The organism is Aromatoleum toluclasticum ATCC 700605 (assembly GCF_000378245.1).
Taxonomy (GTDB): domain Bacteria; phylum Pseudomonadota; class Gammaproteobacteria; order Burkholderiales; family Rhodocyclaceae; genus Aromatoleum; species Aromatoleum toluclasticum.
Map to the genome: position 1 here is coordinate 195,451 of NZ_KB899493.1, position 21,111 is coordinate 216,561.

General features: G+C 65.9%; 17 protein-coding genes. 11 read left to right on the forward strand and 6 right to left on the reverse strand.

Annotation, left to right across the window (positions count from 1 at the left end; translation table 11 throughout):
* Positions 1 to 8 precede the first annotated feature (8 nt).
* The 4 genes from F464_RS0106470 (at position 9) to argB (ending at position 2,563) form a co-directional block, all read left to right on the forward strand.
* Positions 9 to 452 (forward strand): barstar family protein, encoded by a 444-nt coding sequence (locus tag F464_RS0106470; protein ID WP_018988975.1) that lies wholly within the window; start codon positions 9 to 11, stop codon positions 450 to 452.
* Positions 453 to 460: 8 nt separating this feature from the next.
* Positions 461 to 916 carry a dihydroneopterin triphosphate diphosphatase gene (gene nudB / locus F464_RS0106475; protein ID WP_018988976.1) on the forward strand — a complete coding sequence of 152 codons (456 nt, stop codon included), beginning with the start codon at positions 461 to 463 and terminating at the stop codon, positions 914 to 916.
* A gap of 212 nt (positions 917 to 1,128) precedes the next feature.
* Positions 1,129 to 1,545 carry an Hsp20/alpha crystallin family protein gene (locus F464_RS0106480; RefSeq protein ID WP_018988977.1) on the forward strand — a complete coding sequence of 139 codons (417 nt, stop codon included), beginning with the start codon at positions 1,129 to 1,131 and terminating at the stop codon, positions 1,543 to 1,545.
* A 115-nt stretch (positions 1,546 to 1,660) separates the two neighbouring features.
* The gene (gene argB / locus F464_RS0106485) at positions 1,661 to 2,563 is read left to right on the forward strand and encodes an acetylglutamate kinase (protein WP_018988978.1); all 903 of its coding nucleotides are present in this window, start codon (positions 1,661 to 1,663) and stop codon (positions 2,561 to 2,563) included.
* 227 nt (positions 2,564 to 2,790) lie between these two features.
* Here argB and cysN read toward each other — a convergent pair whose 3' ends face one another.
* Positions 2,791 to 4,698, reverse strand: coding sequence for a sulfate adenylyltransferase subunit CysN (gene cysN, locus F464_RS0106490; RefSeq protein ID WP_018988979.1), 1,908 nt, complete (start codon positions 4,696 to 4,698; stop codon positions 2,791 to 2,793).
* Positions 4,699 to 4,782: 84 nt separating this feature from the next.
* A complete protein-coding gene (cysD, locus tag F464_RS0106495; protein WP_018988980.1) occupies positions 4,783 to 5,682 on the reverse strand; it encodes a sulfate adenylyltransferase subunit CysD in 900 nt (299 codons plus the stop codon).
* A 56-nt stretch (positions 5,683 to 5,738) separates the two neighbouring features.
* Here cysD and cysQ point away from each other — a divergent pair, with 56 nt between their 5' ends.
* Together cysQ and F464_RS0106505 are read left to right on the forward strand one after the other, a co-directional pair.
* Positions 5,739 to 6,578, forward strand: coding sequence for a 3'(2'),5'-bisphosphate nucleotidase CysQ (cysQ, locus tag F464_RS0106500; RefSeq protein ID WP_084600422.1), 840 nt, complete (start codon positions 5,739 to 5,741; stop codon positions 6,576 to 6,578).
* The gene (locus F464_RS0106505) at positions 6,575 to 8,302 is read left to right on the forward strand and encodes an SLC13 family permease (RefSeq protein WP_018988982.1); all 1,728 of its coding nucleotides are present in this window, start codon (positions 6,575 to 6,577) and stop codon (positions 8,300 to 8,302) included. The genes cysQ and F464_RS0106505 overlap by 4 nt, the downstream gene beginning before the upstream one ends.
* A 6-nt stretch (positions 8,303 to 8,308) precedes the next feature.
* On the opposite strand, the gene F464_RS0106510 is transcribed toward F464_RS0106505, so the two are convergent.
* Entirely contained in the window at positions 8,309 to 8,560 is a 252-nt protein-coding gene (locus tag F464_RS0106510) for an acyl carrier protein (RefSeq protein ID WP_026295802.1), read from the reverse strand.
* A gap of 153 nt (positions 8,561 to 8,713) precedes the next feature.
* Between F464_RS0106510 and F464_RS0106515 the strand changes: the two genes are divergently transcribed.
* Together F464_RS0106515 and F464_RS0106520 are read left to right on the forward strand one after the other, a co-directional pair.
* Positions 8,714 to 10,315 carry an acyl-CoA ligase (AMP-forming), exosortase A system-associated gene (locus tag F464_RS0106515; RefSeq protein ID WP_018988984.1) on the forward strand — a complete coding sequence of 534 codons (1,602 nt, stop codon included), beginning with the start codon at positions 8,714 to 8,716 and terminating at the stop codon, positions 10,313 to 10,315.
* Between the two features lie 35 nt (positions 10,316 to 10,350).
* Positions 10,351 to 11,556, forward strand: a complete 1,206-nt coding sequence (locus F464_RS0106520; protein ID WP_018988985.1) for a pyridoxal-dependent decarboxylase, exosortase A system-associated — start codon at positions 10,351 to 10,353, stop codon at positions 11,554 to 11,556.
* 186 nt (positions 11,557 to 11,742) lie between these two features.
* Here F464_RS0106520 and groL read toward each other — a convergent pair whose 3' ends face one another.
* Both groL and groES read right to left on the reverse strand, forming a co-directional pair.
* Complete coding sequence (gene groL / locus F464_RS0106525; RefSeq protein ID WP_018988986.1) at positions 11,743 to 13,398, reverse strand: chaperonin GroEL; 1,656 nt, start codon at positions 13,396 to 13,398, stop codon at positions 11,743 to 11,745.
* A 44-nt stretch (positions 13,399 to 13,442) separates the two neighbouring features.
* Positions 13,443 to 13,733, reverse strand: a complete 291-nt coding sequence (gene groES, locus F464_RS0106530; RefSeq protein ID WP_004311482.1) for a co-chaperone GroES — start codon at positions 13,731 to 13,733, stop codon at positions 13,443 to 13,445.
* Positions 13,734 to 14,277: 544 nt separating this feature from the next.
* On the opposite strand from groES, the gene F464_RS0106535 reads away from it, so the two are divergent.
* Positions 14,278 to 15,501: a CaiB/BaiF CoA transferase family protein gene (locus F464_RS0106535; protein WP_026295804.1), complete on the forward strand. Its 1,224-nt coding sequence runs from the start codon at positions 14,278 to 14,280 to the stop codon at positions 15,499 to 15,501.
* A gap of 27 nt (positions 15,502 to 15,528) precedes the next feature.
* On the opposite strand, the gene F464_RS0106540 is transcribed toward F464_RS0106535, so the two are convergent.
* Positions 15,529 to 16,725, reverse strand: coding sequence for an amino acid aminotransferase (locus tag F464_RS0106540; RefSeq protein ID WP_018988988.1), 1,197 nt, complete (start codon positions 16,723 to 16,725; stop codon positions 15,529 to 15,531).
* 328 nt (positions 16,726 to 17,053) lie between these two features.
* Here F464_RS0106540 and F464_RS27945 point away from each other — a divergent pair, with 328 nt between their 5' ends.
* Together F464_RS27945 and F464_RS29840 are read left to right on the forward strand one after the other, a co-directional pair.
* Positions 17,054 to 18,514, forward strand: a complete 1,461-nt coding sequence (locus F464_RS27945) for an ABC transporter substrate-binding protein (RefSeq protein WP_018988989.1) — start codon at positions 17,054 to 17,056, stop codon at positions 18,512 to 18,514.
* Complete coding sequence (locus F464_RS29840) at positions 18,511 to 21,105, forward strand: EAL domain-containing protein (protein WP_018988990.1); 2,595 nt, start codon at positions 18,511 to 18,513, stop codon at positions 21,103 to 21,105. Before F464_RS27945 ends, F464_RS29840 begins: the two co-directional genes overlap by 4 nt.
* Positions 21,106 to 21,111: the final 6 nt, after the last annotated feature.

Here is a 21,111-nt window from a genome sequence, read left to right on the forward strand (position 1 = left end):
AGGAAGCGATGGACAACGAAAGCCGACTGGCCGACAGGCTGCGCAAGGGGGCGGGAGCCGGGGTGTTCCACCTGCCCGCCGACGGTGGGGTCGTGATCGCTGCGGCCGCCGCATCGGGCGGCCTGGGCGTGGCACGGGTAGATCTCACCGGCTGCGGGAACAAGGATGAGTTCCTGCGCCGGATCGCCACGGCGCTGCGTTTCCCGGCCTGGTTCGGACACAACTGGGACGCGCTCGCGGACTGCCTGACCGACATGAGCTGGTGGCCGGCCGCAGGCCACGTGCTGATCCTGGAACACGCGGACGGTTTTCGCACCGTGGCCGAAAGGGACTTCCTGACCGCGCTCGAGATCCTGGAGGAAGCCGCCCGTAATCGAAGCGCGGACGATGCGCCGTTATGGACCTTCGTCGGCCTGGCGGCGGACGGCATCGCCCACCTGCGCAGCCTGTGACAAACGCGATGACCTACAAGCTGCCGGTATCGGTGCTCATCGTGGTACATACGGCAACGTTCGACATCCTGTTGCTGCAGAGGGTGTCACCGCCGGGATTCTGGCAGTCGGTCACCGGGAGCCTGGAGCCGGGCGAATCGCCCGCGGAGGCGGCGTTGCGGGAAGTCCTTGAGGAGACCGGAATCGGCGTCCGCGCGGATTGCCTCGTCGACTGGCGCCATAGCAACCGTTTCGCGATTCGCGATGAATGGCGCCACCGCTACGCGCCGGACGTCTCGCACAATATCGAGCACGTCTTCAGCCTGTGCGTACCGGACGGCCAGCTGGTCACGCTCGCACCCGACGAGCACGACGCCGCGCTGTGGCTGCCCCGCGAAGCGGCCGCAGCGAAAGTCTTCTCATGGACCAACCGCGACGCGATCCTGCAACTGCCCGAGCACTACCCGGCAAGCGGCAGACATTAGCCACTTCAGCCGTACGGGCCGTTCAACCCTCGGGCGTCTGGAGCAGTGCCTTCAGACAGGCAGAGCATTAGCATCCGGCCCCGTCTTCGGGAGCCGCCGGGAACGCAGGCAATGCTGCACACCAGCACACCGACTCCACTGCCAGTCTTGAAATGCCGCATTCCGAATCTATATTTGGGGTGGAAGACCATGTTGTGAGAGAGGAGAAAACCATGAGCAACCTGATTCGTCGCGATCCACTCGATGACCTGCTGCGCGGATTCTTCGTCCGTCCGGTCGATTTCGGCGGCGGCGTCAGCGAAGCTCCCCAGATGCGCGTGGACGTGAAGGAGGACAACGACGCCTACCAGGTCCACGCGGAACTGCCGGGCATCATGAAAGAGGACATCCATGTCCACATTGACGGGCCGGTAGTGTCGATCAGTGCCGAACGCAAGCAGGAGAAGGAAGTCAAGGAAGGCGAGCGGGTGCTGCGCACCGAACGTTATTTCGGCAAGGTGTCACGCAGCTTCCAGCTCGGCCAGGAAATCGATGAAGCCAAATCGAGCGCGAAGTTCAAGGATGGAGTGCTCGAACTGAGCCTGCCGAAGAAAGCGCATGAGCAGGCAAAACGGCTGACCATCGACTGACGTCCTCGCTGCGTTGCGTCGGGCAAGCCGCAATCTTCCGGAAAGGGGGATTGCGGCTTCTGCTTTGCAACATGACTCTTTAAAATGGCGGCGCTCAATCATCCAGGAAGCTGCCATGTCCGACACCCCCGATACCGGTAAGGTCACCCCCGCGCTGAAGGCCGAGATCCTCGCGGAGGCCCTGCCCTACATCAAGCGTTTCTTCGACAAGACGATCGTCATCAAGTACGGCGGCAACGCGATGACCGATCCGAAGCTGAAGGACTGCTTCGCGCGCGACGTGGTACTGCTGAAACTGGTGGGACTGAACCCGGTCGTAGTGCACGGCGGCGGCCCGCAGATCGAAAACCTGCTCGCACGCGTCGGCAAGAAGGGCGAGTTCGTCCAGGGGATGCGCGTGACGGACGCCGAGACGATGGAAGTCGTCGAGATGGTTCTGGGCGGGCAGGTCAACAAGGAGATCGTGAATCTCATCAACCAGGCCGGCGGCAAGGCGGTCGGCCTGACGGGCAAGGACGCCAATTTCATCCGCGCCAAGAAGCTGATGATGCAGAAGAAGGATGCGCCCCCGGGCGACCTCGTCGATATCGGCCAGGTCGGCGAGATCACGCAGATCGACCCGACCCTGATCGCTTTCCTGGACCAGGGCGACTTCATCCCGGTGATCGCTCCGATCGGCGTCGGCGAGGATGGCGAAACCTACAACATCAACGCGGACGTGGTTGCCGGCAAGCTCGCCGAGATCCTCAAGGCAGAGAAGCTCGTGCTGCTGACGAACACCCCGGGCGTACTCGACAAGGACGGCAACCTGCTGACCGGTCTAACCCCGCGCCAGATCGACGGACTGGTCGAGGACGGCACGCTGTCGGGCGGCATGCTGCCGAAGATCGGCTCGGCGCTGGACGCGGCGCGCAACGGCGTGAAGTCCGTGCATATCATCGACGGCCGCGTCGAACACTGTCTGCTGCTGGAGATCCTGACCGACCACGGCGTCGGCACGATGATCAAGAGCAAGTAAGCCGCGCCCGCGGGCCGCACGGTGCTTGCGTAGGGCGGGAGGAGCGTAGCGCATCCCGCCCAATCCGGCGGTCGGAAGCGGCCCACAGGCCGCGTGGCGGGATACGCCTTCGGCTCCTCCCCTCCCGCCCTACGGGGCTGAGCGAATTCGAAAGGCTCAGCCGGAACGAAAGTTAATGGAAACGCCCCGGCCGCTTCGCGCGAGCCGGGGCGTTTTCGCGCTGGGGATCAGTCGCCCAGTCCGCCTCTGCGCTGCAGTTCCAGCACGAGGTAGGTCGCCGCCTCGTCGGCACTCATCGTCACCGTGTTGATGCGCACGTCGGGTGCTTCCGGCGCCTCGTAGGGCGAATCGATGCCCGTGAAGTTCTTGAGTTCGCCGCGCCGCGCCTTCTTGTACAGGCCCTTGGCGTCACGCCCTTCGGCGACCTCGAGCGGCGTGTCGATGAACACTTCGATGAACTCGTCTTCTGCCATCAGGCTGCGGGCCATCTGGCGCTCCGCGCGGAACGGGGAGATGAAGGCCGAGATGACGATGAGACCGGCATCGACCATCAGTTTCGCGACTTCGGCGACACGGCGGATGTTCTCGACGCGGTCGGCCTCGGTGAAGCCGAGGTCCTTGTTGAGGCCATGGCGCACGTTGTCGCCGTCGAGCAGATAGGTGTGGTAGCCGTGCGCGTGCAGCGTCTTCTCCACGAGGTTGGCGATCGTCGACTTGCCGGCGCCTGACAGGCCGGTGAACCACAGCACGCACGGTTTCTGGTGCTTGAGCGCGGCGCGCGCAGCCTTGTCCACATCGACGTGCTGCATGTGAATGTTCTGGCTGCGGCGCAGCGCGAAGTGGATCAGCCCCGCGCCGACGGTGTTGTTGCTGAGGCGGTCGATGAGGATGAAGCCGCCGGTGTCGCGGTTGTCGGCATACGGATCGAAGGCGATCGGACGGTCGAGGCTGAGGTTGCACACGCCGATGGCGTTGAGGTCGAGCGTGCGCGCGGCCACATGCTCCAGGGTGTTCACGTTCACCTGGTACTTGATGTGGGTGACGGTCGCGGTGACGGTCTTTGCGCCGATCTTGAGCAGATAGGGGCGGCCGGGCAGGAGCGGCTCGTCGTGCATCCACACGAGGGTCGTCTCGAACTGGTCGGCCGAGCCGGCGGGCGAATCGGCGGTGGAGATGACGTCGCCGCGCGAGATGTCGATCTCGTCGGCGAGGGTCAGCGTGATCGACTGGCCGGCGACGGCCTGCGCCAAATCGCCATCGCGCGTGACAATGCGCGCGACGGTGCTTTCCTTGCCTGAGGGCTGCACGCGGATGCGGTCGCCGGGCTTCACGATGCCGCCAGCGATGGTGCCGGCGAAGCCGCGGAAGTCGAGGTTAGGGCGATTGACCCACTGCACCGGCAGGCGGAAGGGCTGCTTCTGCAGGCGCTCTTCGTCGATCTCGACGGTTTCGAGGTAGCTCATCAGCGTCGTGCCGCGATACCAGGGCATGTTCGCGCCGGGCTCGATGATGTTGTCGCCCTCGTAGGCGGACATCGGGATGAAGGTCACATCGGCGAGGCCGATCTGTTCGGCGAAGCTGCGGTAGTCGTCGCAGATGCGACGGAACACGGGTTCGGCGTAGTCGACGAGGTCCATCTTGTTGATCGCGACGACGATGTGACGGATGCCGAGCAGCGACACGAGGTAGCTGTGGCGGCGCGTCTGCGTGAGCACGCCGCGGCGGGCGTCGACCATCAGTACGGCGGCGTCGGCAGTCGAGGCGCCGGTCACCATGTTACGGGTGTATTGCTCGTGGCCCGGAGTGTCGGCGACGATGAACTTCCTCTTGTCGGTGGAGAAGAAGCGATAGGCGACGTCGATCGTGATGCCCTGTTCGCGCTCGGCGGCAAGGCCGTCGACGAGCAGCGCGAAGTCGAGGTTCTCGCCCTGCGTGCCGTACTTCTTCGAGTCGGCCTCCATCGCGGCGAGCTGGTCCTCGAAGAGCATCTTCGATTCGTACAGCAGCCGGCCGATCAGCGTGCTCTTGCCGTCGTCCACGCTGCCGCAGGTGATGAAGCGCAGCAGGCTCTTCTTCTCGTGTGCCTGCAGATACTGCTCGATGTCGGTGGCGATCAGATCCGAGATGTGGGCCATTTTAGCAGGTCTCCCGCTGGGCCGCCCCAAGGGAGACCTTAGCCCCCTTGGGAGGCAACGAACGAATGTGAGTGTGGGGGCGCATCAAAAATAACCCTCCTGCTTCTTCTTTTCCATGGACGCGGCGGAGTCGTGGTCGATGACCCTGCCCTGGCGTTCGGACGTCCTCGTCAGCAGCATCTCCTGGATGATCGCGGGCAGCGTGTCGGCTTCGGACTCGACGGCGCCGGTAAGCGGGTAGCAGCCGAGCGTGCGGAAGCGCACCTTCTTCATCATCGGCACTTCGCCCGGCTCGAGCGGCATGCGCTCGTCGTCGACCATGATCAGCGTACCGTCACGCTCGACCACCGGGCGCTCGGCCGCGTAGTACAGCGGCACGATGGGCACGCTCTCGAGGTAGATGTACTGCCAGATGTCGAGCTCGGTCCAGTTCGACAGGGGAAAGACGCGCATCGACTCGCCCTTGTGCTTCCGGGCGTTGTAGAGCTTCCACAGCTCGGGGCGCTGGCTCTTCGGATCCCAGCGATGCTGCGCGGTACGGAACGAGAAGATGCGTTCCTTGGCGCGCGACTTCTCCTCGTCGCGGCGCGCGCCACCGAAGGCTGCGTCGAAGCCGTACTTGTCGAGGGCCTGCTTGAGCCCCTCCGTCTTCATGATATCGGTGTGGGTTGCGGAGCCGTGCGTAAAAGGGTTGATATCCCTGCCGATCCCCTCGGGATTGATATGCACGATGAGATCGAGCCCCAGGCTGCTCACCATCTCGTCGCGGAAGACGTACATGTCGCGGAACTTCCAGCGCGTATCGACGTGCAGCAGGGGGAAGGGCGGCGGTGCCGGATGGAAGGCCTTCATCGCAAGGTGCAGCATGACGGCGCTGTCCTTGCCGATGGAGTACAGCATCACCGGGTTTTCCGCTTCGGCAACCACCTCCCGCATGATGTGGATGCTTTCGGCTTCGAGCCGCTGCAGGTGAGTAAGAGACATCGAGGTCCTCGAGATGACGATGAATTGCACGGCCGGCCTGCGGAATCGCGTCTACAATGCCGGGTCGCCAAGTATACCAACCGGCTGGAGTGGCACCTGTGTCAGATAATTGCCCCCTTTCCGATCTCCTCGAATCCCTGCTGCCCGTTGCGCGCAAGGCAGGCGAAGTGGTGATGTCAGTGTATGCGACCGATTTTTCGGTGCACGACAAGGACGACGCATCGCCGGTCACCGAGGCGGACGAGCGCGCCGAAGCCGTGATCCTCGCCGGGCTCGCGGCACTCGCGCCGGGCATTCCAGTGGTGGCGGAAGAAGCAGTGGCGGCAGGACGTATTCCCGCAATCGCCAGGCGTTTCTGGCTCGTCGATCCGCTCGATGGCACCCGGGAGTTCATCAAGCGCAATGGCGAATTCACGGTCAATATCGCCCTCGTCGAAGACGGCCGGCCGTTGCTGGGCGTGGTATTTGCACCCGCCCTCGACAGGCTCTACGCGGGAACGGTAGGCGTCGGCGCCTTCATCGAGGACGCATACGGACGCCACGCGATCCACTGCCGTGTACCGCCGGCCGAGGGCCTCACCGTCGTTGCGAGCCGTTCGCACGGGGATGCCACGGCACTCGATACCTTCCTTGCCGGGCGCAAGGTCGCGAAGCTTGCGAGCGCAGGCTCGTCCCTGAAGCTGTGCCTGATCGCCGCCGGCGAAGCCGACCTCTATCCGCGGCTGGGACGCACGATGGAATGGGACATCGCAGCTGGCCATGCCGTGCTCGCCGCCGCAGGCGGACGCGTGACCCGGCTCGACGGCAACCCCCTCGCCTATGCCAAGCCGGGCTTCGAGAACCCCCATTTCGCTGCCTGGGGCTTTGGCGAAGGCACCGAGCACAGCGCCCGATGACGGCCTACGCGGTCCTGTTGTCCGTCGTCGCGCTGCTCGTGCTGCTGATCCGCGGCAGGATCGCACCCGCGATCCTGTTCACCGCGTGGGCAGCCGCCTACTACCTCGCCGGCCTCGTCAGCGAACGTGAATGGCTCGCCGGCTACACGAATCCTGCGCTGATCACGCTGGTCCTGCTGTTGCTCGTATCGCTGGCGCTCGAGCGCTCGCCGCTACTGGACCGCTTCTCGGATCTCGTGCTGAAGGGCGGGCCGGCGCGGGCGACACTGCGCCTGTCGGCCGTGACGGCGATGTTTTCGGCTGTACTCAACAACACGGCCGTCGTCGGCGCCCTGCTGGGGGTAGTGTCCAAGCAGCGCCGGGTCGCGCCGTCGAAACTGCTGATCCCCCTTTCGTACGCCGCGATCATCGGCGGGGTCACGACGCTGATCGGCACCTCGACGAACCTCGTCGTGAATTCCTTCGTGATCGACGCAGGATTGCCGCCGCTGGGGATGTTCCAGTTCAGCCTCGTCGGCATTCCACTCGCGCTCACGTGCATCGCGGTGATGGTGTTGTGCTCGGGCCTGCTGCCGGAACACGCGCCGGCCGAACGTGAAAACAATCAGACCTACTTCCTCGAGGCGCAGATCACGCCGGGCGCGCCACTCGCCGGCCGAAGCATCGAACAAAACGGCCTGCGCAATCTCGACGGGCTGTTCCTGCTGGAACTCGAGCGCGAAGGCCGGCTGATCTCGCCTGTGGGGCCCGACGAAATCCTGGAGGAAGGCGACATCCTCGTGTTCACCGGGCAGGTCGAGAAAGTGCAGTCGCTGCAGCAGATCCGGGGCCTGCAGGTGTTCGGTACACGCGCCGACGCGCTGTTGGGGTCGAACCTCGTTGAAGTCGTGATCTCGAACGAGTCGATACTGCCCAATCACACGCTGCGCGGGGTGGATTTCCGTTCACAGTTCGACGCCGGCGTCGTCGGCATACGACGGGGCGACAAGCGCCTGACCGGCCAGCTCGGACGGATTCCCCTGCGCGTCGGCGACTCGCTGCTGCTCGCAGTCGGCCCGGACTTCGCCCAGCACCGCAACATCGACCGCAACTTCCACCTGCTTGACACGGGCGTGCTGCGGCCGAAGCTGACGCCACGTCAGAGCACGCTCGCTCTGACGGGTTTCGCGCTCGCCATTGCCGTTTCGGCAATTGGCGTCTGGCCGCTGCTGAACTGTCTGCTCGTGCTGCTCGCCGTACTGCTCGCGACACGTATCCTGTCCGTGAGCGAGATGCGCCGCCGCTTCCCCTTCGACCTGCTGGTGACGATCGGCTCGGCGCTCGCGATCGCGAAGGCGCTGGAATCCTCGGGCGCCGCCGAACTGGTGGCCGACTCGATGCGCGGTGTCTTCGACGGCTACGGCGTGGTCGGCGCCTTCGTCGGCGTATACCTGATCACGGTCGTGTTGACGGAGGTCATCACGAACAACGCTGCAGCCGCGCTCGCGTTTCCAATCGCGCTGTCGACGGCCCGCGCCTTCGACGTCGATCCGATGCCCTTCGTGATGGCGATCGCCTACGGTGCGAGTGCGGGCTTCCTGATTCCCTTCGGCTACCAGACTCACCTGATGGTGATGTCGCCCGGCCGCTACCGCACGCTCGACTTCATCCGGATCGGCCTGCCGGTGAGCCTGACCTATTCGGCGGCGGTGCTGCTGCTCGTGCCGACGTTCTTCCCCTTCTAAGCCGCTTCAGCGCGCGCTGAGACGGGAGACGAATTCGACAACGGTGCCGACCGTCGCGAACGAGCTGCCGTCGATCTCGTCGTCCGGCACCTCGATAGCGAAACGCTCCTCGATCGCGTGTATCACGGCGAGCACTGCCATCGAATCGAGCTCCGGCACGCTGCCCAGCAGCGCGGTGTCTGCGTCGAACAGCAAACCGCGGCCGTCGAGGCTCAACACTTCATCGAGCAGGGCCAAGACCTGTTCCTGAATATCCAAAACGAAAACCTCACTGCACCTACCAACACATTACGATCGCGAGTATCCGCCGCCGGCGTCGGGCGACGAGCGGCGCATTATACTTCCGGTCAGTGCCGATCTGCCTCCACCGACGCCGGAATAAATGCACGACATGAAACCCGGATCACCACAATGACAACAACCGCCCTGCTCCACGACCTGATCCGCAGCGCCGTCGCGCGCAATCCCGCACAAGCCGCGCTGACGCGCGGTGTACAAACCTTATCCTACGCGGAACTCGCAGCGCAATGCGACGCTTTTGCCGCCGGACTGCTCGCACTGGGCCACGCGCGGGCCGAACGGGTCGCGATCTACCTCGAAAAGCGTTTCGAATTCGTGTCGGCCGCGTTCGGGACGAGCGGTGCCGGTGGCGTGCTGGTCCCCGTGAACCCGCTGCTTAAAGGAGAACAGGTCGGGCACATCCTGCGCGACTGCAACGTGCGCGTGCTGGTGACGAGCGCCGAACGCCTGCCCCTGCTGCAGCCGGTGCTGGCGCAATGCCACGATCTGCGGCAGGTCGTGCTCGTCGGCAATCCGGCCACGCTGCCGACGGTGGACGGCGCAAGCGTACATCGCTGGAATGATCTCACGGGAGCACCTGCCCGTGCCGGCCACCGCGTGATCGACTCCGACATGGCTGCGATCCTGTACACGTCCGGCAGCACGGGGCGGCCGAAAGGCGTCGTGCTGTCCCACCGCAATATCGTCACCGGCGCCCGCAGCGTCGCGCAATACCTCGAGAACCACGCCGGCGACACGCTGCTCGCCGCCCTGCCGCTGTCGTTCGACGCCGGCTTCTCGCAACTCACAACGGCCTTTCATGCCGGCGCGCGTGCAGTACTGATCGACTATCTGCTGCCGCGCGACGTGCTCAACGCGGTCGTGCGCGAACGCGTCACCGGCCTTACCGCCGTGCCGCCGCTATGGATCCAGCTCGCCGGGCTCGACTGGCCGGAGACGGTCGGCGAACACCTGCGCTATATCGCCAACACCGGCGGACGGATGCCCTTCGAGACGCTCAAGACGCTACGCGCCAAGCTGCCGCCCACCCGCCCCTTCCTGATGTACGGCCTCACCGAAGCCTTCCGCGCGACCTACCTTCCGCCCGAGGAGGTCGACCGCCGCCCCGACTCGATCGGCAAGGCGATCCCGAACGCCGAAGTGCTGGTGCTGCGCGAGGACGGCAGCGAATGCGCGCCGAACGAACCGGGCGAACTGGTGCAACGCGGCGCCCTCGTCGGCATGGGCTACTGGAACGATCCGGAAAAGACCGCCGAACGCTACAAGCCCCTGCCCGCGGGCATCGGCGGACGCGAGGCGGGGTTGCAGATACCGGAGATCGCGGTGTTTTCGGGCGACACGGTACGGCGGGATGAAGACGGCTTCCTGTACTTCATCGGACGGCGCGACGAGATGATGAAAACCTCGGGCTATCGCGTGAGCCCGACGGAAGTCGAAGAGATCGTCTACGGCACCGGCCGCGTCGGCGAGTGCGTCGCGTTCGGCCTGCCGCACCCGACGCTCGGGCAGGCGATCTGCGTCGTCGCCACGCCCGCGCCGGGCGCAACACTCGACACCGCCGCCCTACTCGCCGACTGCCGCAGCCGCATGCCCGCCTACATGGTGCCCACGCGAATCGAGGTACGCAGCGGTCCTCTTCCCCGCAATCCCAACGGCAAGATCGACCGTAAACTGCTCGCGACCGAGCACCAGCAAGAAGAGGCTGCGAAGTGAACACCACTCCGAAATCGACCCCGATCCACGCGCCGATGACGCAGTTCCCTGTGCGCGACGGTGAGCTCGTCGTCGGCGGGGTTCCGCTCACCCGCCTCGCCGCACGCGTCGGACAGACGCCCTTCTACGCCTACGACCGGCATCTGCTGGGCGCTCGAGTCGGCGAACTGCGCGCGGCGCTGCCCGAGGCGATAGATCTCCACTATGCGGTCAAGGCAAATCCGATGCCCGCGCTGGTGGGCCATATGGCGGAACTCGTGGACGGGCTCGACGTTGCGTCGGCCGGCGAACTGCGCGTCGCACTCGACGCCGGCTGTCCGTCCGGCGACATCAGTTTCGCCGGTCCCGGCAAGCGGGATTGCGAGCTCGAACAGGCGGTCGCCGCGGGCGTGTTGCTCAACGTCGAGTCGGCGGGCGAACTGCGGCGTCTGGCAGACATTTCCGCCCGCCTCGGCTGGCCCGCGCGCGTCGCCCTGCGCGTGAATCCCGACTTCGAACTGAAGAGTTCGGGCATGAAGATGGGGGGCGGCCCCAAGCCCTTCGGCATCGACGCGGAGGCCGTGCCGGAGCTCCTCGCCGAAGTCGGGCGACTCGGACTCGCGTTCGAAGGCTTCCACCTGTTCGCCGGCTCGCAGAATTTGCGTGCAGAAGCGATCGTCGAGGCACAGCGGAAGAGCTTCGAACTCGCGCTGCGCCTCGCCGACGCGGCCCCCGCCCCCGTGCGCGTACTGAACCTCGGCGGCGGCTTCGGCATTCCCTACTTTCCGGGCGAAACGCGCCTCGACCTGGCGCCGATCGGAGCGAATCTCGCGGACCTCGCACACCGCGCGGAAGCGCGCATGCCGGCGGCGACGCTCGTCATCGAGCTCGGACGCTACCTGGTTGGCGAGGCCGGCCTCTACGTCTGCCGCGTCGTCGAGCGCAAGATCTCGCGCGGTCAGGTCTTCCTCGTTTGCGACGGCGGCCTGCATCACCATCTGTCGGCCTCGGGCAACTTCGGCCAGGTCATCCGCAAGAACTACCCCGCGACGATAGGCAACCGTGCCGATGCACCTCCCACCGAGGTGGCAACGGCGGTCGGACCTCTGTGCACCCCGCTCGACCTTCTCGCCGAACGGATGCCGCTACCCGAAACGCAGGTCGGCGATCTGGTCGTGATCTTCCAGTCCGGCGCCTACGGCGCGAGCGCGAGCCCGCAGGCCTTTCTCGGACATCCACCGGCAATCGAAGTGCTCGTCTGAGCGCAACGGCAGGGTCACCCTCACGCAGCTGCGCTTCGCTTCGTTCGCTGTGATCAACTTACGGCGGGACTTGCACCCGCAGGAGTGCCCCCATGCTGGGCGCACAAACGAAACGGCCCCGCCGAAGCGAGGCCGTTTCCGGCCGGGCCCGCAGGCCCGGAGGGTGAGCTGGCGCTCAGACCGGCATTACATGCCCATGTCCATGCCGCCCATGCCGCCCATGCCACCCATGCCGCCCATGCCGCCACCCATTGCGGGCTTGTCTTCCTGCAGCTCGCCGACCATGCAGTCGGTGGTGAGCATCAGGCCGGCAACCGAAGCGGCATTCTGCAGCGCGGTGCGCTCGACCTTGGTCGGGTCCAGCACGCCCATCTCGACCATGTCGCCGTACTCGCCGGTCGCGGCGTTGTAGCCGTAGTTGCCGGAACCTTCGACGACACGATTGACCACCACCGACGGCTCGTCGCCGGCGTTGGCAACGATCTCGCGCAGCGGCTGCTCCATCGCACGCAGGACGATCTTGATGCCGGCGTCCTGGTCGTGGTTGTCGCCCTTGAGGTTGGTCAGGTTGGAACGGGCACGCAGCAGCGCGACGCCGCCGCCGGGGACGATGCCTTCTTCAACGGCAGCGCGGGTGGCGTGCAGCGCGTCTTCGACGCGGGCCTTCTTTTCCTTCATTTCGACTTCGGTGGCAGCACCGACCTTGATCACCGCAACACCGCCGGCGAGCTTGGCGACGCGCTCCTGCAGCTTCTCGCGGTCGTAGTCGGAGGTGGCTTCCTCAATCTGCACGCGGATCTGCTTGACGCGCGCTTCGATGCGGTCGGCCTGGCCGGCGCCGTCGATGAGGATGGTGTTTTCCTTGCCGATCTCGATGCGCTTGGCCTGGCCGAGGTCGGTCAGGGCAGCCTTGTCGAGGGTCAGGCCGACTTCCTCGGCGATGACCTGGCCGCCGGTCAGGACGGCGATGTCTTCCAGCATGGCCTTGCGACGGTCGCCGAAGCCCGGGGCCTTGACGGCGCAGGTCTTGAGGATGCCGCGGATGTTGTTGACGACCAGGGTCGCCAGCGCTTCGCCTTCGACGTCTTCGGCGATGATCAGCAGCGGACGGCCGGCCTTGGCAACCTGCTCGAGCACCGGCAGGAGGTCCCGGATGTTGGAGATCTTCTTGTCGAACAGCAGGACGAACGGGTTCTCGAGGATCGCGACCTGCTTGTCCGGGTTGTTGATGAAGTACGGCGACAGGTAGCCGCGGTCGAACTGCATGCCTTCGACGACGTCCAGCTCGTTCTGCAGCGACTTGCCATCTTCGACGGTGATGACGCCTTCCTTGCCGACCTTGTCCATCGCACGGGCGATGATGTCGCCGATGTCGATGTCGGAGTTGGCGGAGATCGAGCCGACCTGGGCGATTTCCTTGTTGGTCGTGCAGGGCTTGGAGATCTTCTTCAGCTCTTCGATGGTGGCGATGACGGCCTTGTCGATGCCGCGCTTCAGGTCCATCGGGTTCATGCCGGCGGCGACGTACTTCATGCCTTCGCGGACGATCGACTGGGCCAGCACGGTTGCGGTGGTGGTGCCGTCACCGGCGATGTCGGAGGTCTTGGAAGCGACTTCCTTGACCATCTGCGCGCCCATGTTGGCGAACTTGTCCTTCAGTTCGATTTCCTTGGCGACCGAGACGCCGTCCTTGGTCACCGTCGGGGCGCCGAACGAGCGCTCGAGCACGACGTTGCGGCCCTTCGGGCCGAGGGTCACCTTGACCGCGTCGGCCAGGATGTTGACGCCTTCGACCATGCGGGCACGGGCGGAATCACCGAACTTGACTTCTTTAGCTGCCATTCTTCATTGCTCCTTCGATTCGTTTGACGGGGCTAGCGGGAGGCTCAGGCCTCGACCACGCCCATGATGTCTTCTTCGCGCATGACGAGCAGCTCGTCGCCTTCGACCTTGACGGTCTGGCCGGCGTACTTGCCGAACAGGACCTTGTCGCCAACCTTGACGGCCATCGGGCGGACCTTGCCGTCGTCGAGGATCTTGCCGTTGCCGACAGCCAGGACTTCGCCCTGATCGGGCTTCTCGCCGGCGGAGTCGGGGATGACGATGCCGCTGGCGGTCTTGCGTTCGGCTTCGAGGCGCTTGACGATCACGCGATCATGCAAGGGACGGATTTTCATTGACTCACTCCTTGTTATCACATCGAGCACGGGACATGGCCCGTCTGGAAAATTCGCTTGGGCCTGGGGGTCTACCCGGGCCGTTAGCACTCACTGCCAACGAGTGCTAATAATAGGGACGCACTTTTGGGATTTCAAGTGCAGGACGGTGAGAAATGTTGACCGGCCGACTCTGAACCGGCAGCCGGACCGCAAAAGGGCTCGGGCAGCCCTTGCCGATACCTGACGCCGCCCGCCTGCGCGGGGCGCAGCAAACTCCGCGCCGGCGGCGAGAACGGCAACATCCGGCCGGCACCGTTCCAACAAGTGACGAAGGCGCACAAGTCCCTTCGAAGATGTCGTTTGCCCCGGTTTGCCTTGTTGCATAGGATGAACCGGAAAAGAATCCCCGACTCGCCCTTCAGCAGAGGGATGACGGGTAACTTCCAGCGTATCGGAACATAAAGGGACGAGATCTCGCCCGTACGGCTGCAGTTCACTATTTTCACAACACACCTCCCGGCCACTGTGTGCCCCGGGAGCTTTCCGAAAATCGGGACCACCCATGGCAAGCGCTCTTTCGCACATCCGCGTACTGGACCTTTCGCGAATACTCGCAGGCCCGTGGTGCAGCCAGATGCTCGCCGACCTGGGCGCCGACGTGATCAAGGTCGAGCGCCCCGGCGCAGGCGACGACACCCGCGGGTGGGGGCCGCCGTGGCTGAAGGACGAGCACGGCGCCGACACCGACGTCGCGGCCTACTACCTGTGCGCCAACCGCAACAAGCGTTCGGTGACGATCGACATCACGCGCCCCGAGGGCCAGGATCTCGTGAGACGGCTCGCTGCCCGGTCCGACGTCGTGATCGAGAACTTCAAGGTCGGCGGACTCGAACAGTACGGGCTCGATTACGCAGCGCTCAAGGCGGTCAATCCGCGCCTCGTATATTGCTCGGTGACCGGCTTCGGCCAGGATGGCCCCTACGCGCCACGCGCCGGTTACGACTTCCTGATCCAGGGTCTGGGCGGCTTGATGAGCGTTACCGGCCGCCCCGACGGGGAGGAAGGCGGCGGCCCGATGAAGGCCGGCGTGGCGCTGACCGACATCCTCACCGGACTGTACGCCTCGAACGCGATCCTCGCCGCGCTGGCCTGGCGCGAGCGCAGCGGCGAAGGCCAATACATCGACCTCGCCTTGCTGGACGTACAGGTCGCCTGCCTCGCAAACCAGGCGGCGAACTACCTCGCGACCGGCCGCTCGCCCGGAAGGCTCGGCAATGCGCATCCGAACATCGTGCCGTATCAGGACTTTCCCACCGCCGACGGCTACATGATCCTTGCCATCGGCAACGACGGGCAGTTCGCGCGCTTCTGCACCGAAGCGGGCCGCCCGGAGCTGGCCGCCGACCCGCGCTTTGCGACCAACGCGGAACGGGTCAGGCACCGCACCACGCTGATTCCGCAGCTGAAGCGGCTCACGGTGATGCGCAGCACGGCCGCCTGGATCGCGGCGCTGGAGTCCCTCGCGGTCCCCTGCGGCCCGATCAATACGCTGGCGGACGTCTTCGCCGACCCGCAGGTGCAGGCGCGCGGCCTGAAGGTGACGATGCCGCACCCGGCCGCCGGCACGGTGCCGCTCGTGGCGAACCCCATGAAGCTGTCGGCGACGCCGCCGGATTACCGCCTTCCGCCCCCCGCGCTCGGCGAACATACCGCCGAGATCCTGAGCGGAAGGCTGGGCCTGAAGGACGAGGAGATCGCCCGTCTGCACGCCGACGGCGTGCTCTGAATCTCCCGCCCTTCAGCCCGCGCGATCTCAGTCCTTGAGGACCGCAGCCATCGCTTCGGCGACGTAAGCGACGTTGCGCGTGTTGAGGCCGGCGACGCACATGCGGCCTGAGCGCACCAGGTACACGGCGAATTCCTCGCGCAGGCGGTCGACCTGCGCGGGGCTCAGGCCGGTGTAGCTGAACATGCCGCGCTGCGTGATGAAGTAGCTGAAGTCGCGCCCCGGCACGCGCGCGCTGATGACGTCGAAGAGCTTCTGGCGCATCGCGCGGATGCGGTCGCGCATCGCGTCGACTTCGCCCGTCCATTCCCCGTACAACGCGGGGTCGTCCATCACCATCGCGGTGACGCGCCCGCCGTGGAAGGGGGGGCTGGAGTAGTTGCGGCGCACGGTGAATTTCATCTGGCCGAGCACGCGCGAAGCTTCCTCGGCGTCCTTGCACACGATGGACAGACCACCGCAGCGCTCGCCGTAGAACGACAGGTTCTTCGAGAAGGAGTTGCTGACGAGGAAGCTCACGCCGGCATCGGCGAGCGCGCGGATCGCGAAGGCGTCGTCGTCGAGGCTGTCGCCGAAGCCCTGGTAGGCGATGTCGAGGAAGGGAATGAGGCTGCGCTCCTTCGCGACGGCGATCACCTGGCGCCACTGCTCCTGCGACAGGTCTACGCCGGTCGGGTTGTGGCAGCAGGGGTGCAGCAGGACGATGCTGCGCGCCGGCAGGGTCTTCAGCTTCGCGAGCATGTCGGCGAAGCGCACGCCGCCGGTCGCCGCGTCGTAATAGGGGTAGTCATTCACGGCGATGCCGGCGCCCTCGAAGATCGAGCGGTGGTTGTCCCAGGTCGGATCGCTGACCCACACCTCGCTCGCGGGGAAATAACGCTTGAGCAGGTCGGCGCCGACCTTCAGCGCGCCCGAGCCACCGATGGTCTGGATCGTGGCGATGCGCCCCGCCTTCAGCGCGGGGTGTTCCGGGCCGAACAGCAGGCGTTGCACGGCCGCGCGGTAGTCCGCGGCGCCTTCCATCGGCAGGTAGGAGCGCGGCAGCGGCGTCGCGGCGAGCGCGACCTCGGCCTTGCGCACGGAACCGAGCAGCGGGATGCGGCCCTCCTCGTCGTAGTACAGGCCGATGCCGAGATTGACCTTCTGCGCGCGCGGATCCTGCATGAAGGTTTCGACGAGGGTGAGGATGGGGTCGCCGGGATAGGCGTCGACGTGTTCGAACATGGGCAAGCGGCTCCGCGGTGATCAGTCGGGTTAAGCGGTCGAGTTGAGCGGTCGGGTTGAACGTCGCTGGCAGCGGCGCCGAAGCGACACGGCACACGCAGACGGCAAGTTCGGGAGTGTATCCGATCGGGTCCGCGCGTCGCCCATCGAAGCGGCCGGGCATCGGCCGGGGCTCGCGGGGCCAGATACGGGCACTGATGATTGCCCGCACCGCAGGGCACCGCCGAGCGGGTCGAAGACCATCCCTACGACATGGAAATGGTAACTTTGTGTGACAATAGCGCGACTACGTCTTAGGTTATAGCTTCACGAACGGATGCCAGCTGCGATGCCTTCACGAAGATTCCTTGTTCTGCTGCTCGCTACCGTCCTGGGCGCAATCGGGGCGCTCGCCGCTCCTGCCGCATCGGCCGGCGAGCAGGCCTACAAGGCGGTGGCCGCGGTGCGCAAGCTGATCGCATCGGGTCAGGTGCCGGCGGGCTCGCGGCTCACCCTGGGGTTCAAGCAGGGCAACGTCAATGCCTTCCTCGGCAGCGAACTGGCGTTGCAGAAGGAATGGGAGAGCCTGACCGGCATCGTGCTCGACGTGCACATCGTGCCGCAGCAGCCGATCCGGGAGACGCTGCGCAGCACGCCCGACATCGACATCGCGGTGGCGCGCAACCACGAGTATCCCGATCTGCTGGCCGACGGGCTGATCACCGAGATCGGGCCGTTCATGGCCGAATACGGCTACCGCTTCGACGACAACACGACCGAAGGGTACATCCGTCCGGAACTGCAATCGAAGGTGGGCGAGCGTACCGTCGCCATTCCGGCCGACGGCGACGTGGTGCTGCTGTACCTGCGTCGCGACCTGATGGAAGACCCGCAGGAGCAGGCAGCCTTTCGCAAGACTACCGGGCATGCGCTCGCGCCACCGAAGACCTGGACGGAGTACGAGGAGCTGGTGCGCTTCTTCCACCGTCCAGCGCAGGGCCTTTACGGTGCGGGCGAGGAACGCGACGAGGAAGGCGCCTGGATGTACTGGACGCCACGCTTCCTGTCTTCGGCCGCGCCGCACGCAGAGCTGTTCGACGAGCAGATGCGGCCGCGCCTCACCACGCCCGGCGCCATCGCCGCAACCGAAAGCTACCTCGCGCTGGTGAAATATTCGCCGCCGGGCATCACCGACCCCGGGCGGAACTACAATTTCACGCTGCCGCTGTTTGCCCAGGGCAAGACTTTCGCGACGATGAACACCATCGCCGCCGCCCGCATGTTCAACGCCGAAGGCTCGGCGGTACGCGGCAAATTCGTCGCCGCCCCCCTGCCCGGCAGCCGCGTGGACAACCGCATCGTGCGGCACAACACGCTGATCTACGGCAACAATCTCGTGATTCCGAAGTCGGCCCGCAATGCGCGCCTCGCCTTCCTGTACGCCATGTGGCTGACCGACCCCGACGTATCGACGCGCTCGATCGGCGTGGCGGGCGGATTTACCGACCCGTATCGCTGGAACCACCTGCGCGACGCGCGCATCCGCAAGATCTACACACCGGAAGTGCTCGCCGTCTTCGGCGCTGAATGGGCCGTGACGCAGCCGGCCGGCACCGGACTGCGCGGCGATGCACAGTATCTCGCCGCGCTCGACCGCAACCTGACCGCCGCCGCCCGCGGCGAGATCGGCGCGCAGGAGGCGATGAGCCGTACCAGCGCCGAGTGGGAACAGATCACGGAGAAGCTTGGCCGAGCCGAGCAGATCCGCCAGTGGGCGGAGTTCCGTCGCGAGTTCGGTAATCGCCAATGAATCTGCCGCATGCACCCTCCCCGGCTGTCGCCGTGCCAACGCGGCGGAGCCCCTTCCGCCAATCGCTGCTGGTGCGGCTGTCCACGATGTTCGCGCTCGGGGGCCTGCTCGTGGCGGCAATCCTGCTGATCGGCAACCGCGTTCTCGACGATGCGAAGCAGCGGCTCGAAAATACCGTCATCCGCCAGGTACAACCACTCGCTGCGACCCATCGCCTGCAGACGCGCAGCAACGAACTGCGCACGCTGGAGCTCGAACTGCCCACGGTGCGAGACGTGTTCGCACTGCCGCAATACGCCGAACGCATGCAGGTCGAAATCGAGGCGATGACGGCGGAGCTCGCGCCTTTCCTGGCCGTCCTCGCGACCTCGCGCCCGGATGACGCGGCGCGGCTGGAAAGACACTGGGCCAACTACCGCGGCGACCTGCAGGAAGTCATCCACCTCGCGGGGAAGATGGACCTCGCTGCGGCGGAGGCGATCACCAGCACGCGCACGCGCACGGCGCATGCGGCGATATCGTCGATCCTGCGCGAACTGGTCGGCGCAACCGAGCAGGCCGCAACCGAAGCCTATCGACAGGCGCGCGAAGAGCAGCAGCGGCAACAACGCTTCTTCCTCACGCTGTCGTTCGGCGGATTCCTGTTCCTCGCCGTGGGACTGGTCGTTTTCGCGCGCTCGCTCTCGCGCCGGCTGCGCACGGTGCGCGATGCCGCGACCAGGCTGGCCGCGGGCGAGGACCGCAAGCCGATCGCGATCTCCGGCGATGACGAGATCAGCGACCTGGGCCAGGCGTTCAACGCGATGCAGGAGATCGTCGTATCGCGCGAACAAAGCCTGCGCGCCGCCCAGGAGGAACTGGAGGATCGCGTCACGCAGCGCACGCAGGCGCTGGCGACGGCCAATTCGCGGCTGTGGATGCTGTCGCAGGCCGTCGAGCAGAACCCCATCGGGGTGCTGATCGCAGGCGCCGACCGGCGCGTGGAGTACGCCAATGCCGCCTATGTGCGCGTGACCGGCCGTCCGGCCGACACTCAGCTGGCGAGCTCGCTGCCGGAAGCGGCCGACCCGGAACGCAGCCGGGACGTCGACACGGAATTCCGCGCCGCCTTGCTGACCGCCGCGGACTGGGACGGCGAACGCCGCAGCCGCCGCCCCGACGGCAGCGAATACTGGGAGCACCTGCGCCTGGTCGCGATGCGCACCGAGCAGGGCCGGCCGGAGCACCTCCTGCTGATGCGCGAGGACATCACCGAACGGCGAACGCAGGAAGAGAAGGTCGCCTACCAGGCCTATTACGACAGCCTCACGGCACTGCCCAACCGCACGCTGGCGCTCGACCGCCTGCAGCAGGCAACCGGGCGCGCGGCGCGCGAGGGCACGATGTGCGCCGTGATGTTCATCGACCTCGACAACTTCAAGCAGATCAACGACACGATCGGCCACGTCGCCGGCGACGAGCTGCTGTGCCAGGCTGCCGTGCGGCTGCGCTCGGTGATCCGCGCCGAGGATACGGTCGCACGTCTGGGCGGCGACGAATTCCTCATCATCCTCGGTGTCGCGCAGGCGAACGATGCCGACGCGGCCGCAGCCAAGATCATCCAGGCCTTCACGCCGCCCTTCCAGATCGACGGGCGCGAGTTCGCCGCCTCGCCCAGCATCGGCGTATCGATCTTCCCCGACGACGGCAACGATCCGTCGGTGCTGCTGCGCAATGCCGACCTCGCGATGTACGAAGCGAAGGATGCGGGCCGCAACACCTTCCGCTTCTTCAACCAGAAGATCCACGACGACTCGGTCGCGCGCATGGAGATGGAGCGCGAGCTGCGCGGTGCGCTGGAGCGCGGGGAACTGCAGGTGCATTTCCAGCCGCTGGTGGCGGCGCGCGACGGCCGCTTGGTCGGAGCCGAGGCGTTGCTGCGCTGGACGCACCCGGTGCTCGGGCGTGTGCCGCCGGACCGTTTCATCCCCATCGCCGAACAGAGCGGGCTGATCGTGAGCATCGGCGACTGGGTGCTGGAACAGGCCTGTACCCACGCGGCGCGCTGGCGCGAGGCCTGCGGCGGCGAATTCGTGATCGCTGTGAACGTCTCGCCGCGCCAGTTCGCCGCGCCCGGCCTCGTCGACACGATCCGGGCCTGCGTCGAGCGCCACGCGATTCCTCACCACCAGCTCGAGATCGAAGTCACCGAAGGGCTGCTGATCCGCAACCCGGCGGAAGTGCGCGAGGCGATGCTCGCGCTGGCGGCGATCGGCGTCACGGTCGCGCTCGACGACTTCGGCACCGGCTACTCGTCGCTGAGCTACCTGCGCGCCTTCCCCTTCCACACGATCAAGATCGACCGCAGCTTCATCCGCGACCTCTCCGAGGACGCAGAGGACTGTGCGCTGGTCGTCGCGGCGATCCGCATGGCCCGCGCACTGGGCCTGCGCGTGGTCGCCGAGGGGGTGGAAACGGAGGTCCAGTCGCGCTTCCTCGCCCACCAGGAGTCGGACGTCCTGCAGGGCTATCTTTTCGGCCCGCCGATCCCGCCTGAAGATTTTGTCACCGATTGGGTGCACAATCCTACTCGTCGGGCATTCTCATCATGAGAGGAC